The sequence below is a fragment of the Desulfovibrio sp. DV genome (assembly GCF_001936595.1).
In the GTDB taxonomy this organism is placed as follows: Bacteria; Desulfobacterota; Desulfovibrionia; order Desulfovibrionales; family Desulfovibrionaceae; genus Solidesulfovibrio.
Window position 1 is genome coordinate 18,762 of the sequence record NZ_MLBG01000046.1, and the last position, 14,195, is coordinate 32,956.

Here is a 14,195-nt window from a genome sequence, read left to right on the forward strand (position 1 = left end):
CCTCAGGAAGGATCGCGACGCCGGCAGAACTGGTCGCACAAATCCACGGCCCGATCGAGCACCGCCCCACAGCCGTTGACCAGGTTGTCCACGTACAAGGCGTCCCCGGTCTTGCGGCACATGGTCAGACAGGCCGAAAGCTCGGCCGGCGGCTCGGACAATTCCTGGCGAAAACGATTGCAGATGGGATCGGATAAGCAGGCGTTGGGCGTGGGCAATGTCGAACAATATTCATGAAAATCGGTCACGGTCATCACCGGCGGCTTGCCGCCGCCCATCCCGCCGCCCTGGCCGGCACACCCGGCCAAGGCCAACACAGCCAATACCACCGCTGTCACTCGGACGCCCATAGATTCTCCATTGGTTTGAGTTGCCACTTCACCAATTCTGCCCAAGCGCTGTTCGCCTGTAAAGACGTTTGCGCTGCCACGCAGAAGTGCCAACAGATAAATTTATTTTTGACATAGACTGACTGGTCCATGTCCGCCTTCCATGGTCCTTATGGAAGCAAGGATGGTGCAACATGAACACACACTCGGCCCTGCCGGCCATGCCGGCCGATCTGCGAAATGCGGTCCTGTCCAATTACACAACCTTCAGCGAAGACGGAACATTGTGCTACGTCTCAGACAAGGTGCATCGCAGCTGTACGCTCTGCGGCACCGTCTTCTCCGGCTCCGTCAGCTTCATGGCCCTGGGCAACGGCTATGCCTGCCCTTACTGCGGCATCAGTGCCTCCAAACCCATGCCCGAGAACTGGTTCTCATGAACGACAATTCCCCCATGGCCTCGCGCAAACTCTGGGCCGCTGTCCTGGCCATCGCCGCTGTGGCGCTGAGCCGCAAATGGAGCATGGGACTCACCCCGGATGAAATCCAGGCCATCACCGATATCGCCCTGACCGCCATCGGGTCCCAGGCCGGCATCGACCTGGCCGAAAAAGCCCTGCCGCTCATCACCAAAGCCCAGATACCACCGGAGACAAAACCATGACGCCCGATGCCCTGCTGCTGCCCGCCTGGATCTCGTTCCTCGTCGCCCTGGTCCTCTTTTTTACCCGGAAATGGGTCAATGACGTGGCCCGCGCCATCGACAGTCTCCAGGAAAGGATGCGCGCCTACGAAAAAGCCCAGAACGACTGCCGCCTGGAACTGGCCCGGGGCTACCCCACCCGCAGCGAAATGGAACGCGTGGGCGAACGCCTGGAATCCCACGCCACCCGCCTCACCATCCTCGAAGAAAATATCGCCGCCTAACACGAAAGGAGCATACGCCATGTCCCTCGACCGACTGCTCGCCCTCAATCCCCACCTGTCCCTGGCCGATATCCTCGCCCTTTGGCACTGGTCCGGCCCCTCCCGCCGGTTGCACTAGGCACCGGCAGGGCGCTGCCCTGCACCCGCCGGGACGCTGTCCCGGACCCTGCCAGGGCGTTGCCCTGGACCCACCGGGGGGGTCACCCCCCCGGACCCCCGGACGGGGTGGGCGGGTGGAGGTGGCGACGGTGGCGGGAGTGCGGGAAGATGGGGTCTGGATTTCAGGGCTGGCCCCGACGCGGAAGCCGCCTCGGGGCCAGCCCTGAAATCCAGGCCCCAACTCGCCAGCGGCCCGGCCGCATTTTTGAGTCGTGGAGTGTGGAAAGCGCACATTTTTGGAGAGGTTTTTACGGGCGAACCGGTTGGTTGCAATTTCGGCCGGCGTGCTCCCCGCGCTTCGCGGGGAGTGTCGCCGGCCGAAATTGCAACCAACCATGCGGCGCAGCCGCCAGCGCTCCCGCGCCTCATGGTCTTCCCGCCCTGCCGCGTCCGCATTGGCTCCTTATGCCGCCTGGGCCATGCGCTCCCATTCAGGGGTCCGGGGGGTGACCCCCCGGCCGCCGGAGGCTTCTTCCGCTTCCTCCCCGCCTCACCTTCTCCATCTCCATATCCACCTCTCCCTCTCTCCACTTCCCCCCACCGCACCGCTCGTCCCGTTGCGCTCTCCACACATTCCCATCCGTGCTTTTTCTCACCCCACAACAGGAAGGATTGACTGATGCATGAGCAAGCCAGGCGTTTGACGGATCGGCAGCAGCGGTTTGTCGAGGAATATCTGATGGACTGCAATGCGGCGGCAGCGGCGGTGCGGGCCGGGTACAGCGAGAAGAGCGCCGGCAGCACCGGGGCGCGGCTTCGGGGGCTGGACCGGGTGCGCGAGGCGATTGCGGCGGCCATGGCCCAGCGCAGCCAGCGGGTGGGGATTACCCAGGACCGGGTGGTGTTGGAGCTGGCCCGTCTGGCCTTTGCCGATATGCGGGATTTTGTGGCCTGGGGCGGCGAGGGCGGGCTGCGGTTGCGGCCGTCGGAGGCGTTGACTCCGGATCAGGCGGCCTGTGTGTCGGAGATTGTGGAGACTCCGGGCAAGGGGGTGCGGGTGAAGCTTTATGGCAAGACCCAGGCGTTGGCGGCCTTGTCCCGGCATTTGGGGGACAGGGGCCGGGGAGAGGAGGACGGCGGCGGGGGGGGCGGGGCGCAGCCGGTGACGGTGGTGACGTGTATGCCGTTTCCTGAGCCGCTGCGGGAGGATGAGCAGATGGCATTGCCGTCGGACGCTTGAGGCGGGGTCACATCCGGGCGGTGGCGGGGCGGGCCTTGTCGGCCTTGGCGGCTTGGCGGCACTGGAGGCGCAGGCTTTCGAAGGCGTCATCAGGGATGGCGGTTTCGGGGCAGGCAGCGCGCAGGCGGGCGGCGGCCATGCGGCAGTCGGTGACGGCGTCGGGGGCCGGGGCGTTTTGGCGCTGCAGCAGCCGGGAGTAGCTGTTGGGCGAGGGCCGGGACAGCGAGAGCGTGGACCCGGCGACGGCCATAATCAGGCTGGCGGCAAGGATGCAGCAGTATTTGAGCAATCTGGGCCGCATGGCAGCCTCCTTGGGATCGGCGGTATCGACATGGGGAGCGTTGCCTGTTTCATGCCACAATAAAGTCACGCTATTTTAGAAGGTTGCAAAAACAGACAAAACAGGGAGGCCCTGTTGGTGCAGCAAATTGACCATATTTCGGCACAACCAGGGGGAGCCGGCCGCCGCATTGTCTTGCCGTACCGGCCCCAGCCGCTCCAGGCGCGGCTCCATGCCTGCCGGGCCAATGAGATCTTGTTTGGCGGGGCGGCCGGGCCGGGCAAGAGCCATGCCTTGCGGTTTGAGGCGTTGGTGATGTGTCTGCGGGTGCCGGGGCTGCGGGCCTATCTGTTTCGGCGGACCATGCCGGAGTTGGAGCGCAACCATATTCTTCCGGCCTTGGACCAATTTCCCAAGGTGTTGGGGACGTATCGGGACGCAAAGCAGCGTTTTGAATTTCTCAATGGTTCCATGCTCAACTTTTGCGGCTGCCAGCGCGAAAAAGATGTGTTCCGGTTTCAGGGGGCGGAGCTGCATATGCTTTTTATCGACGAGCTGACCAGTTTTACGGAGTTTCAGTACGACTATCTGCGGGGGCGGTTGCGCTGCGCCATCGAGGTGCCGGCGGCGCTGCGGCACAAGGTGCCGGGGGTGGTGTGCGCGTCCAATCCGGGCGGGGTGGGGCATGGCTTTGCCAAGGCCCGGTTTGTGGATTTCGCCCCGGCCGGGGAGTGCCGCCGGGCGCCTGTGGCCGAGGGCGGGATGCTGCGCTGCTATATTCCGGGCAGGCTGGCCGACAACCGCCTCCTGATGGAGCGCGATCCGGGCTATATCGCCCGGCTGATGGCCCTGCCCGAGCCGTATCGCACGGCCTATCTGGAGGGCGACTGGGATGTGTTCATGGGCCAGGCGTTTGGCTTTTCGCGCCGGCTGCATGTGGTCAAGCCCCGGCCTGTGCCGGAGGATGCGCCGTTGTTCATGACGTTTGACTGGGGCTATGGCGCGCCGTTTTCGGTTGGCTGGTGGTGGGTGGACGCCGATGGGCGGCTTTTCCGGTTTGCCGAGTGGTACGGGTCCAATGGGTCGCCCAACCAGGGGTTGCGGCTGACGGATTCCCAGATTGCGGCCGGGATTGTGGAGCGCGAGGCCCGGTTGGGCCTGGCCGGTCGGCGGCTGACCCGGCTGTGCGGGCCGGACTGTTTTGCCAAAAAGCCGGATTACCGGGGCGGCGGCCAGGGGCCGAGCACGGCCGAGGTGTTTGCCGGGGCCGGGGTGTACCTGTCTCCGGGCGATCCGTCGCGAACGGCCAAGATCCGGCAGTTTCACGAGCGGTTGCGCCCGCGTGAGGATGGGCCGCCCATGCTGCAGGTCTATGACACCTGCGAGGATTTCATCCGCACCATTGCGCTGTTGGCCACGGACCGGCGCAATGTCGAGGACATCGACACCACCGGCGAGGACCACGTCTATGACGAGGCCTGCCATGTCTGCATGGCCCGGCCTCTGGCTCCGGGCATGGTGAAAACGGCCGAAAAGCCGGCGGCGCGGCTTATTGACGCGGTGCTGGCCGAGGCCCCAACCGAGGAGGATTTCTGATGCCGGGACAGGCGGCTGACTGGCGGTGGCTGGAGATGCTGGTTCCTCTGGGTGCGGCCCTGGTTTTTTTGCTGGTGGGCTGGCGGCTTGGCCGGGAGAGTGTTGGCCGGGCCATGTTCGACTACCGGGTGTTGCCCCCGGTCCGGGAGGCGGCCCCGGTCCCGGAGGAGTCCGATCCCTGGAGCGAGGCGTCCATCGGGGCCACGGCCCTGGAGCGGCGGCCCCGGCCGGTGGATATTTTTGAGACACTGCGGCCGGCCTGCCGGGAAAATGGCGGCGACAGGGACGGCTTTGCTTAATTTTATTCTTTTATACCAGTATGTTGGCCTGCTTTTGTGTGTATTGAAACTATACACAAGCCCCTGGGTTGCGGCCCGGAATGGACAGAATCTATCCAGGCCGGTGCCGGCCTGAAAACCAGGGAAGTTAATTTAACATGCCGGTATAAAAGGAAAAGCAGGGATGGCACGGCGACTGCAATGGGGGCGTCATACAGCGGGCGATTGCCCGGGAACAACGCGGAGATATCGGCTGCGGCCGGCTCTCCAAACGGAGGAATTTTCATGCGCAACAAGACGCTTCATATCGCTCTGGCGGCTTTGGCTACCCTGGCTCTCACTTCGACCATGGCTCTGGCCCGTCCAGGCGGCATGGGCGGCGGCATGGGCGGCGGACAGGGCAACTGCGGCGGGGACGGCGGCATGGCCCAGCTGAGCCCGGAAAAGCAGGCGGCTTTCCAGAAGATCCACGATGCCTATGCGGCCAAGACCGCCCAGGTGCGGGCCGACCTTGGCGTCAAGATGGCTGAATTAAACGCCCTGTCCGTGGGCCAGACCCCGGATCAGGCCAAAATTGACGCCGTGACCAAGCAGATCGGCGAGTTGCAGGCCAAGCTTCTGTCCGAGCGTACCCAGTTCCGCATCCAGGTGTCCAAGGAAATCGGCCCGGGCGTTGCCGGCGGCGGCTGCGGCGGCATGGGCGGCGGCATGATGGGCGGCATGGGCGGCTACCACGGCGGCGGCTGTCAGTAACCAGGGCGTATCCCGGGACAGGCCCTGGCCTGTCCCGGGGCCTTAACGATACGGCCATGTGCTCATATTACGGTTACTTCTTCCCGGGCGGGTGGATGGCGGTTTTCCTGGCCATCCTGGGACTGGCCGCAGTCCTCATCCTGGCCCGGCGGTTCTTTCCCACCAGGCGCACGGATTCCCGCCGCAGCGCCGATGCCGACCGCGACGACGCCTTGCGCATCCTGCGCCTGCGTCTGGCCGATGGGGCCATCAGCCCTGATGAGTTCGAACGCCTGCGACGCATCGTCGAGGCTCCGACAATCGATGGGAACAGATAGGCAGTTCCTGTCGTCTCCATAGACCAGAACCCGTGAGAGTTACCCTCTGTCTCCTTCCCCTTCCCGGGGCGGTTCCGACTGCCCCGGGTTTTTTTGACCCCGATGACATTTCCCGGCGACATTGCTAGGTTGCCCCGCGCACGACATTCCCGCAGCAAAAGGAGATCCCATGGCGTCCACCAATTCCGGCAATGCAGCCACCGTCAGCCGCAGCGCGGCCATCCTTGGGGCCGGACTGGCCCTTTTGGCCGGCATATTTCTGGGATTTACCATGCGGGGCATGATGGATTCCCCGTCTTCCCGGGGTGCCGCCCCGACCGCCCAGCAGCAGATGCCGCCCCCGCAGGCCCCGGCCCAGCAGGCTCCGGCCCCGGCCCTGGTCGAGCGCATCAAGGCCCTGGAGAAACAGACCCAGCTCGAACCGGCCAACGTGGCCGCCTGGACCGAGCTTGGCAATCTCTATTTCGACACGGACCAGCCGGAAAAAGCCATCCCGGCCTATGAGAAATCCCTGACCCTGGAGCCGGGCAACCCGGATGTGACTACGGACCTTGGCGTCATGTACCGCCATGTGGGAAAATTCGACAAGGCGCTGGAGTGCTTCAACAAGGCTATTGCCGCCAATCCCGGGCACGTGATCGCCAGCTTCAACAAGAGCGTGGTGCTTGAACACGACAAGAACGACCGGGCCGGGGCGCTGGCCGTGCTCAAGACCCTGGCGGCCAAAAATCCCCAGGCCGTGCTGCCCGGCAACAAGCCGGTGGCCCAGGCCATCCAGGAACTGTCGCAGTAGCGGCGTTGGCCCAGGCCGACACGAAAAAGCCCCGGCTTTGGCCGGGGCTTTTTTTGTGGATCGCCTGCCGGAGGGCGCGGTGCGGGCGGCAATGCGCCGCCAACAGCCCGGATGCCTTCGCCTTGCCTTCCCGCAGCGCTTGTGCGAGCAAATTTCATGTTCGGCGAAACCCGTGTCCCTCGATTCCCCGGCCTGTTCCCTTCCGGACTGCTTTTTTTGCGGCGGCTTGGGGCCGGTTGCGTGGCGGACCCGGCCGGGACGCTGCCGGTTGTGTGCACCAGGGAGCGGCCATGCTTTTTTTGAGCAGGGAAAGGGCGCTTGTCTATTCGTGGATGCTGCTCATCGCCTATGCCGTGGCAACCCTTGGCCTCCTCGTTGTCAACGAGCGGTTTTCCAAAGCCTCCCATCTTCGCTTCGGGAGCGATTACGTCCTGTATTACGCCACGTCCCAAGTGCTGCATGAGCGGGCGGCCAAGGACGTCTATGCCATCGGCATCCTCGATGCCTATGAGTCCCGGGCGGCTGGGGTCGCCATGGGCCAGGCGCTCCCGATGCTCTACCCGCCGCCGTTTTTATTTTTTGCCGCACCCCTGCATCTCCTGCCGTTTGGCGCTTCGCTGCTGGCCTTTCTCGGCCTGACCACAGGACTGTTTTATGCGGTGCTGGCCCGTTTCGGGCCACGGGGCCTTCCCCTGCCGCTGCCGCTCCTGGTCTTTTCCTTCCCGGCCGTGTTCGCCTCCATCCTAAACGGCCAAAACGGCCTCCTGACCGGCGCGCTGCTTGGCGCGGCCCTGCTCCTGGCCGGCCGGCGCGATGTCCTGGCCGGGCTGTGCCTCGGGCTGGCCTTTTATAAGCCGCATCTGGCCCTGCCGGCCCTGGCGGCCCTGGTCGCCGGCGGTCATTGGCGGGCCGTCATGACCTGTCTGGCCACGGTCTTCGGGCTGTGCGCCGGTTCCTTGGCGGTCTTCGGGGGAGGGGCGTGGCAGGCCTTTTTCGAAAGCGCCCGGCTGGCCCAGAGCCTGTTGTCCGGGGAGAGCTTTCCGCTGGCCAAGATGACGTCGGCCTATGCGGCCGTGCGCGGCCTTGGCGGGCCCTTTATACTGGCCATGGCCGTGCAGGCCGCTTGTTCCGCCGGGGCCCTGGCTGCGGTCTGGCATGTCTGGCGCATACGGGCGGACCGCTGCCTGGCCGTGGCTGTGGCCTCGGTCGGCATTTTGCTTTTCCCGTATTATTCCTTCAATTACGACTGGGTCGTGCTCCTGGTCGGCCTGCTTTGCCTCTTTTGCCATGCCCAAAGGACTGGTCTGCCGTTTTCGGCTTTTGAACGGACCGTCATTGGGCTGGCCTGGGTCTCGCCGCTGTTGGCCCATGCGCTCTCGGTCCGGACAGGCGTCCAGATCGGGCCGCTGGTGCTCGGCCTGCTGCTTTGGATACTGCTGGGCTGGGTGCGAAAGGACCGGCCCGCCAAACAGGCGTCGGCCGGGGGGGATGGGCCTATTTCTTGCCGATAAGGGCCAGGACGGCCTGGAAGCATTCCTCCAGGGTCTGGCTCTCGGCCACATCCTGGCGCAGGAAGGTGTTGATCGGGCCGATCATGTCGATGGCCCGGTCGATTTCCGGGTTGGCCCCTCGGGAATAGGCCCCGATGTTGACCATGTCTTCCACCCGCCGGTAGGTGGCGAGCAGCCGGATGAGTTCCCGGGAGGCGGCCAGGGCGTCTTTGGGGGTTACGTCCGAGCGCAGGCGGCTGATGCTTTTGAGCACGTCGATGGCCGGGAAATGGCCCTGGTCGGCCAGATCGCGGGTGAGCACGATATGCCCGTCAAGAATCGAACGCACGGCGTCGGCAATGGGCTCGTTGAAATCGTCGCCGTCAACCAGCACGGTGTAGATGCCGGTGATGCTGCCCAGGGCATTGCGCCCGGCCCGCTCCAGGAGCTTTGGCAACTGGGCAAAGACCGAGGGCGTATAGCCGCGGGTGGTCGGCGGTTCGCCGGCGGCCAGGCCCACTTCGCGCCCGGCCATGGCAAACCGGGTGACCGAGTCCATCATGAGGATGACGTCCTTGCCCTCGTCGCGGAAATATTCGGCCATGGCCGTGGCCGCGTAGGCGGCGCGCATCCGGATGAGCGGGCTTTGGTCGGAGGTGGCCACCACCACCACCGACCGGGCCATGCCCTCGGGGCCGAGGTCCTTTTCGATAAATTCACGCAATTCGCGGCCGCGCTCGCCAACAAGGCCGATGACGTTGACGTCGGCCTTGGTGTTGCGGGCGATCATGCCCATGAGCGTCGACTTTCCGACGCCCGAACCGGCCATGATGCCGACCCGCTGGCCTTTGCCGAGGGTCAGGCAGCCGTTGATCGCCCGCACCCCCACGTCCATGGGGTCGCAGATGCGCGGCCGTTCCATGGGCGGCGGGGCCGGGGCAAAGACCGGATTGAAGCGGCGCGGGGCAATGGGTTCGCCGTTGTCGATGGGGTTGCCGAAGGCGTCGATGACCCGGCCGAGATAGCGCCGGCCGACCGGAAAAAGCGGCGGGGTGCTGGTGTTGCGGATGAGCGTGCCCGGCGCAATGCCGCGCAGGTCGCCGTAGGGCATAAACAGGCAGGCCCCGTCGCGAAAGCCCACCACCTCGGCCGGCACCTCGGACCCCGGCGCGCCGTCGCCCGGCAGCATGTGGCACACCGCTCCGACCGGGGCGCTGATGCCGCGTCCTTCGGCAATGAGCCCGACAACCTTGGACACCTTGCCGTAGGTCTTCATCGGCTGCATGGCCTCAAGCAAGGCAATGCCCCCGGAGGCGTCAACCGTGGGCATGGTCGTCTCCGGGCAGTCCGGCCTCGCCGTCCTCGCCGGGCATCTCGGCCGCCGCCAGATGGGCAAATACCGTCTCCACCTCGGCAAACCGGCTGGCAATGGTGTTGTCGACCAACCCTTCGGGATATTCGAGATAGAGGCTGCCCGGGATAAAGGCGGGGTTGACCCGCACCGTCACCCGGTCCAGGTGGGGCCGTTCGGCCTTGGCCCGGATAAGCAGTTCGCGCAGCAGGGCCTCGTCTTCGGGATGGACGGTGAGCGTCGGTTCGGCCTTGGCGTCGATGGCTTCCAGGGCCTCGCCAAGCAGGTGGTCCAGGATTTCCTGGCGGCGGCTATCGATGGTGACGTTGACGGTGCGTTCCACGGCCAGACGCAAAAGCGTCAGAAATTCCTCGCGCTGGAGGTGCCACAGCCGGCCGCGTTCCCCGGCCAGGGTCTCGACCATGCCGCCGAAGGAGGCGGCCATGCGGGCCAGTTCGGCCTCGCCTTTCGCTTCGGCCGCGGCCGTGGCTGCGGCATGGCCGGCGGCGTGCCCCTCGGCGTAGCCGTCTTCCCGGGCCTTGGTGCGCAGGCGTTCGGCCTCGGCCATGGCCTCGGCAATGACCGAGGCGGCCTTGGCCGTGGCCTTGGCCCGCAGGCGTTCCCAGAAGCGGGCCTCGACTTTTTCCAGTTCTTCGGGCGAGCGGTGGGCTTCAAGCTCCGCCACGGTGGTTTCACCCGGGCCGGCATGGCCCGGGCCAAGGATCACCCGGCCGGTCAGGACGCCGGGTTCCTCCCCGTCAAATGAAGACATCCCCGCCTCCGCGGCCAATGGCTATCTTGCCCTCGGCCTCCAGACGCCGCACGGTCTTGACCACGTTTTGCTGGGCGCCTTCCACCTCGGCCAGCCGGATGGGGCCCATGATTTCCAGGTCTTCCTGGATCATGTTGGCGGCGCGTTCGGAGAGGTTTCTGAAAAACTTGTCGCGGAGTTCCTCGGACGCGCCTTTGAGGGCCTGGGTCAGCTCCTCGTTGGAGACTTCCTTGAGCAGTTCGCGGATGGCCCGGTCATCGAGCGCCTTGATGTCCTCGAAGACGAACATGAGGTTTCGGATGTCCTCGGCGGTCTGGGCCGATTCCTCTTCGATCTCGGAGAGCACTTCCTCTTCGGTGGCCCGGTCCACGGCGTTTAAGATCTCGGCCACGGCTGTGATGCCGCCGACCTTCTTGCCTTCCTTGCCGCCCATGGCGATCAACTGGTTTTGCAGCACCTTGTCCACCTCGATGAGCATGTCCTCGGCCACGGCTTCGAGCCGCGACAGGCGCATGAGCACCTCGGCCCGCACGCCCGAGGGAAGATTCTGGAGGAGTTCGGCCGCCTGCTCGGGATGGAGGTGGCCGAGGATGAGGGCCAAGGTCTGGGGATGCTCGTTGCGCAGGATCTGGGCCAGGATGCGCGGCGAGACATTGCTGAGTTCCTGGAAGGGGGTCGGGCCGGTGTCCAGCTCGAGGGTTTCCATGATGTACTTGGCCGTGTCGGAGTCGAGCGTCTTGGACAGGAGGCGTCGCACCTGGTCGGGGCCGCCCGTGACCATGTCGCGACCGACCTGCAGGGCGTCGTTGAACTCGTGAACGACTTCCTCGACCTGTTCCTTGGGTACGGTCTCGATCTCCATCATCGCCTTGGAGATGGTGGCGATTTCCCGCCGATCCAGGCGTTTGAAGACCTCTCCGGCGAATTTTTCGCCCAGCGCCAGACAGAGTATGGCGGTTTTTTGCGGTCCGGTCATCATGGCGGCCATGCGGGGTTATGCCTCCTGCTTGAGCCAGGATTTGAGGAGCGAAATGGACTGCTCCATGTTTTCTTCGAACAGTTGCAGGGCCAGGCCTTTGGCCAGCTCGAACTGCCGGCCCGGCTCCAACATGGCCGCCGCGTCCTCGCTTTCCTCGGCCTCGGCCAGGGCCAGCCGGGCTTCGCCTTCGGGCAGACGTTCCAAGGTTTCAATCTCCTCTTCGGTAACCCGGGGGCGGATAAGGGCCAGCACCACCGGGCGAACCACCAGGATAAGGAACAGGAAGATCAGCAGGCCGTTGATGAAGGGTTTGCCCAGGCGCTGGGCGTATTCCATCATGGTCTGCAGTAGGCTCGGTTCGCTCGATCCATCCGGAGCGCCGAACTCGAAGCTCGACACCTGGATTTCGTCGCCGCGCGCGGCGTCGAGGCCGGCAGCCCGGGCCACGATCTGCTTGATGCGTTCCAGTTCCTCGGCCGAGCGGGGCGCAAACTTGAACGTGTTGGAACCCTCGACCTTCTCGTAGGTCCCGTCCACGATAACCGCTATGGACTGCCGCTTCAAGTCGCCAACCGGGCTGACGACATTTTGTTCTTCCTTGTTGATCTCGAAATTGGTGGTCTTGTTCTCACGGTTGGACTTCTGGGTGGACTCGGTGCCGGAGTAGCCTTCGCCCCGGAAATTGGTGTTGGGCACGGCCGTGCCGCCGCCGCGCGGGGTGGTGGTGGCGCCGGAGGCGTCGACCGCGGCCGTGCCGGAGGTCGATTCCTCGCTTTTCTGTTCGCTGCGCACCACGGTGGCGTTGGGGTCGTACATTTCCTTGCGGGTGGTGCGCTGGGCAAAGTCCAGCTCCGCATTGACCTTGGCCAGGGACCGGCCCGGGCCGAGGATGGGGGTCAGGATCTGTTCGAGGCGGTTTTCCAGGTTGGCTTCAAAGGTGTTCTTGTACTCGAACTGGGTGGTGGTCATCCCGTCCAGGCCGCCGTCGCCGCGCGGCTGGTACAGGGACTGGCCGGTGGTGTCGGTGATGGTGATATGGTCGGGGGTGAGGCCTTCGACGGACATGGCCACCAGATTGACAATGCCCTGCAACTGCTTGGCGTCAAGTTTTTGGCCCCGGCGCAGGGTCAGGACCACCGAAGCCGTGGCCTTTTTCTGCTCTTCGATAAAAAGGCTCTTTTGCGGCAGCACCAGATGGACCCGGGCCTTCTCGACCTGGGGAAATTCAGTGATGGTGCGGGAAAGTTCGCCTTGCAGGGCGCGGGTGTAGTTGATGCGCTGGACAAAGTCGGTCTGGCCCACCTTGAGTTCGTCAAACAGTTCAAAGCCGATGCCCTGGCCGCGCATGGCCCCTTCGCCGGCCACCTTGAGGCGCTGTTCGTACACGACTTCGGCCGGCACCAGCACGGTGGCCCCGTTGTCGCGCAGCTCATAGGGCGTCTTGGAGGCCTTTAACAGCTCAACCACCCGGGAGGCGTCTTCAGGGGGTAAATTCGTATACATGACGCGCATTTCCGTCTGATTGAGGAAAATGAGCATGACCCCGAAGGCGATGACCAGGGAGCCAGCCAGTCCGGCCAGGAGGATGCGTTGGGCAGCCGAGCGATTGGACCAGTACTGGATGAGCTTTTCGAAGTGCTGCTTGAGGAAGTCGGGCATGGCGTGTCTCCTGGCGGGCTTCGTTTACGCGGACTCTAGCAGGAATCGGGCCTAGAACTGGATTTTGACCAGTTCGCGGTAGGCGTCGAGGACCTTGCCGCGCACAGCCGTGGTCATCTGCATGGCCGAACTGGCCTTTTGCAGGTTGATCATCAGCTCATGGACGTTTTGGGTCTGGCCCGAGGCAAAGGCTTCAACCATGTCGGCTTTCTGGTTTTGCATGTCGTTGACGCGCTTGACCGACTCGGTCAGCGTCTGGCCGAAGCCTTCGGTCGGCGCGGCCGGCTTGATAAGGGAGCGCGACACCGTGGACTGGATGCCGGCCGACTGGGACATGGCGTTCTGGTAGGCGGACAGGGCGAGGGGGGGCATGGCCATGACGTGTCTCCGTTAACGCCCGATTTCCAGGGCTTTGGTAAACATGTTTTTGAGTGTCCCGATCGACGAGCTCGAGGCCTCGTAGCTGCGCATGGCCGTGATCATGTTGGCCATTTCCTCAACCACGTTGATGTCGGGGTAGGCGACGTAGCCGTCGGCGTTGGCGTCGGGGTGCCCCGGCTCGTAGGCCATCCGGAAGGGACGGTTGTCGTTGACCAGACCCGTGACCTTGACCCCGGCCAGATCGCGGTCCTGGGAGGACTGCATGGCCTTGGAAAACGGGCTGTCCACCGGAGTCGATTCCAGCATGACCGATTTTCGCACGTAGGGTCCGCCGCCGTTGACCGTCCGGGTTGTCTTGATGTTGGCCAGATTCATGGAAATGGCGTTCATGCTGGTGCGCTGGGCAGACATGCCCGACGAACCGATGTCCATTGCGGTAAAGAGGTCCATACTACTTTCCTCCGTCCATGATGACCTTCTGCAGGCCTTCGAAGTCTTTCTTGGCCAGATCGGTCAGGGCGTTGTACATAAGTGTGTTCTTCGCCATCACCGACATCTCCTTTTCCATGTCCACGCTGTCCAGGCCCTGGACCACCCGGGGCTTCCAGCCCATTTCCAGGTTGCCCTCGAAGCCGGAGGCATTGAACACCGTGGGCAGATGGCCGGAGGCGGTGCGCGTCATCTTGCCCCGGTCGTCGGTATTGAGGGCCGACTGCAGTTCCTTTTCAAAATCCAGGCTGCGGGCCTTGAACGCCGGGACGTCCATGTTGGCCATGTTGGACATGACAACATTCTGACGCTCCAGGTGCAGGTCCATGACCTTGCCGAGCAGTCCAATGTTATTGGAAAATATTGTTTTCATAGACTTTTTTCCTCCGCTTGGGCGGATTGTACCCGGCTTGGTCGCCCGGTTTCGAAAGGCTATTGGGCAAAAAGCGTTCCAGACCGGCC

At 64.2% G+C, this 14,195-nt stretch carries 19 protein-coding genes; 10 read left to right on the top strand and 9 right to left on the bottom strand.

All coding sequences use genetic code 11. The features are described 5' to 3' along the window. Window positions 1-2: 2 nt before the first annotated feature. Window positions 3-350, bottom strand: coding sequence for a hypothetical protein (locus DVDV_RS11580; RefSeq protein WP_075354824.1), 348 nt, complete (start codon window positions 348-350; stop codon window positions 3-5). Between the two features lie 173 nt (window positions 351-523). Between DVDV_RS11580 and DVDV_RS11585 the strand changes: the two genes are divergently transcribed. From DVDV_RS11585 to DVDV_RS11600, 4 genes are all read left to right on the top strand, one after another. Continuing rightward, window positions 524-769, top strand: a complete 246-nt coding sequence (locus tag DVDV_RS11585) for a hypothetical protein (protein WP_075354825.1) — start codon at window positions 524-526, stop codon at window positions 767-769. Beyond that, a complete protein-coding gene (locus DVDV_RS11590; RefSeq protein WP_075354826.1) occupies window positions 766-993 on the top strand; it encodes a hypothetical protein in 228 nt (75 codons plus the stop codon). Before DVDV_RS11585 ends, DVDV_RS11590 begins: the two co-directional genes overlap by 4 nt. Further along, window positions 990-1,256: a hypothetical protein gene (locus DVDV_RS11595; protein WP_075354827.1), complete on the top strand. Its 267-nt coding sequence runs from the start codon at window positions 990-992 to the stop codon at window positions 1,254-1,256. The genes DVDV_RS11590 and DVDV_RS11595 overlap by 4 nt, the downstream gene beginning before the upstream one ends. Window positions 1,257-2,034: 778 nt before the next feature. After that, complete coding sequence (locus DVDV_RS11600) at window positions 2,035-2,595, top strand: terminase small subunit (RefSeq protein WP_075354828.1); 561 nt, start codon at window positions 2,035-2,037, stop codon at window positions 2,593-2,595. A gap of 7 nt (window positions 2,596-2,602) precedes the next feature. Here the strand turns inward: DVDV_RS11600 and DVDV_RS11605 are convergent, their stop codons facing one another. Then, a complete protein-coding gene (locus DVDV_RS11605; RefSeq protein WP_075354829.1) occupies window positions 2,603-2,896 on the bottom strand; it encodes a hypothetical protein in 294 nt (97 codons plus the stop codon). A gap of 117 nt (window positions 2,897-3,013) precedes the next feature. Between DVDV_RS11605 and DVDV_RS11610 the strand changes: the two genes are divergently transcribed. The 6 genes from DVDV_RS11610 to DVDV_RS11635 all read left to right on the top strand — a co-directional run bounded on the left by DVDV_RS11610 (window position 3,014) and on the right by DVDV_RS11635 (window position 8,123). Then, window positions 3,014-4,471 (top strand): terminase family protein, encoded by a 1,458-nt coding sequence (locus DVDV_RS11610; protein WP_075354844.1) that lies wholly within the window; start codon window positions 3,014-3,016, stop codon window positions 4,469-4,471. Next, complete coding sequence (locus DVDV_RS11615) at window positions 4,471-4,770, top strand: hypothetical protein (RefSeq protein WP_075354830.1); 300 nt, start codon at window positions 4,471-4,473, stop codon at window positions 4,768-4,770. The genes DVDV_RS11610 and DVDV_RS11615 overlap by 1 nt, the downstream gene beginning before the upstream one ends. 264 nt (window positions 4,771-5,034) lie before the next feature. Then, window positions 5,035-5,502 (top strand): periplasmic heavy metal sensor, encoded by a 468-nt coding sequence (locus DVDV_RS11620; protein ID WP_075354831.1) that lies wholly within the window; start codon window positions 5,035-5,037, stop codon window positions 5,500-5,502. A gap of 95 nt (window positions 5,503-5,597) precedes the next feature. Next, on the top strand, window positions 5,598-5,819 hold the full coding sequence (locus DVDV_RS11625) for an SHOCT domain-containing protein (RefSeq protein ID WP_254845355.1): 222 nt from the start codon (window positions 5,598-5,600) through the stop codon (window positions 5,817-5,819). A gap of 169 nt (window positions 5,820-5,988) precedes the next feature. Continuing rightward, window positions 5,989-6,612 (top strand): tetratricopeptide repeat protein, encoded by a 624-nt coding sequence (locus DVDV_RS11630; protein ID WP_075354833.1) that lies wholly within the window; start codon window positions 5,989-5,991, stop codon window positions 6,610-6,612. Window positions 6,613-6,902: 290 nt separating this feature from the next. Continuing rightward, entirely contained in the window at window positions 6,903-8,123 is a 1,221-nt protein-coding gene (locus DVDV_RS11635; protein WP_075354834.1) for a glycosyltransferase family 87 protein, read from the top strand. Here the strand turns inward: DVDV_RS11635 and DVDV_RS11640 are convergent. From DVDV_RS11640 to flgB, 7 genes are read right to left on the bottom strand one after another with little or no spacing between them, the layout of a single operon-like run. Further along, window positions 8,107-9,432 (bottom strand): FliI/YscN family ATPase, encoded by a 1,326-nt coding sequence (locus DVDV_RS11640; protein WP_075354835.1) that lies wholly within the window; start codon window positions 9,430-9,432, stop codon window positions 8,107-8,109. The two genes, DVDV_RS11635 and DVDV_RS11640, sit on opposite strands and share 17 nt — an antisense overlap. After that, complete coding sequence (locus tag DVDV_RS11645) at window positions 9,419-10,225, bottom strand: FliH/SctL family protein (RefSeq protein WP_075354836.1); 807 nt, start codon at window positions 10,223-10,225, stop codon at window positions 9,419-9,421. Before DVDV_RS11645 ends, DVDV_RS11640 begins: the two co-directional genes overlap by 14 nt. Next, a complete protein-coding gene (gene fliG, locus DVDV_RS11650; RefSeq protein ID WP_075354837.1) occupies window positions 10,212-11,213 on the bottom strand; it encodes a flagellar motor switch protein FliG in 1,002 nt (333 codons plus the stop codon). Before fliG ends, DVDV_RS11645 begins: the two co-directional genes overlap by 14 nt. Before the next feature lie 6 nt (window positions 11,214-11,219). Continuing rightward, the gene (fliF, locus tag DVDV_RS11655) at window positions 11,220-12,863 is read right to left on the bottom strand and encodes a flagellar basal-body MS-ring/collar protein FliF (RefSeq protein WP_075354838.1); all 1,644 of its coding nucleotides are present in this window, start codon (window positions 12,861-12,863) and stop codon (window positions 11,220-11,222) included. A 51-nt stretch (window positions 12,864-12,914) separates the two neighbouring features. Beyond that, complete coding sequence (fliE, locus tag DVDV_RS11660) at window positions 12,915-13,241, bottom strand: flagellar hook-basal body complex protein FliE (RefSeq protein WP_075354839.1); 327 nt, start codon at window positions 13,239-13,241, stop codon at window positions 12,915-12,917. A gap of 12 nt (window positions 13,242-13,253) precedes the next feature. Beyond that, window positions 13,254-13,694 carry a flagellar basal body rod protein FlgC gene (gene flgC / locus DVDV_RS11665; RefSeq protein ID WP_075354840.1) on the bottom strand — a complete coding sequence of 147 codons (441 nt, stop codon included), beginning with the start codon at window positions 13,692-13,694 and terminating at the stop codon, window positions 13,254-13,256. Between the two features lies 1 nt (window position 13,695). Further along, entirely contained in the window at window positions 13,696-14,106 is a 411-nt protein-coding gene (gene flgB, locus DVDV_RS11670; RefSeq protein WP_075354841.1) for a flagellar basal body rod protein FlgB, read from the bottom strand. Between the last annotated feature and the right edge of the window lie 89 nt (window positions 14,107-14,195).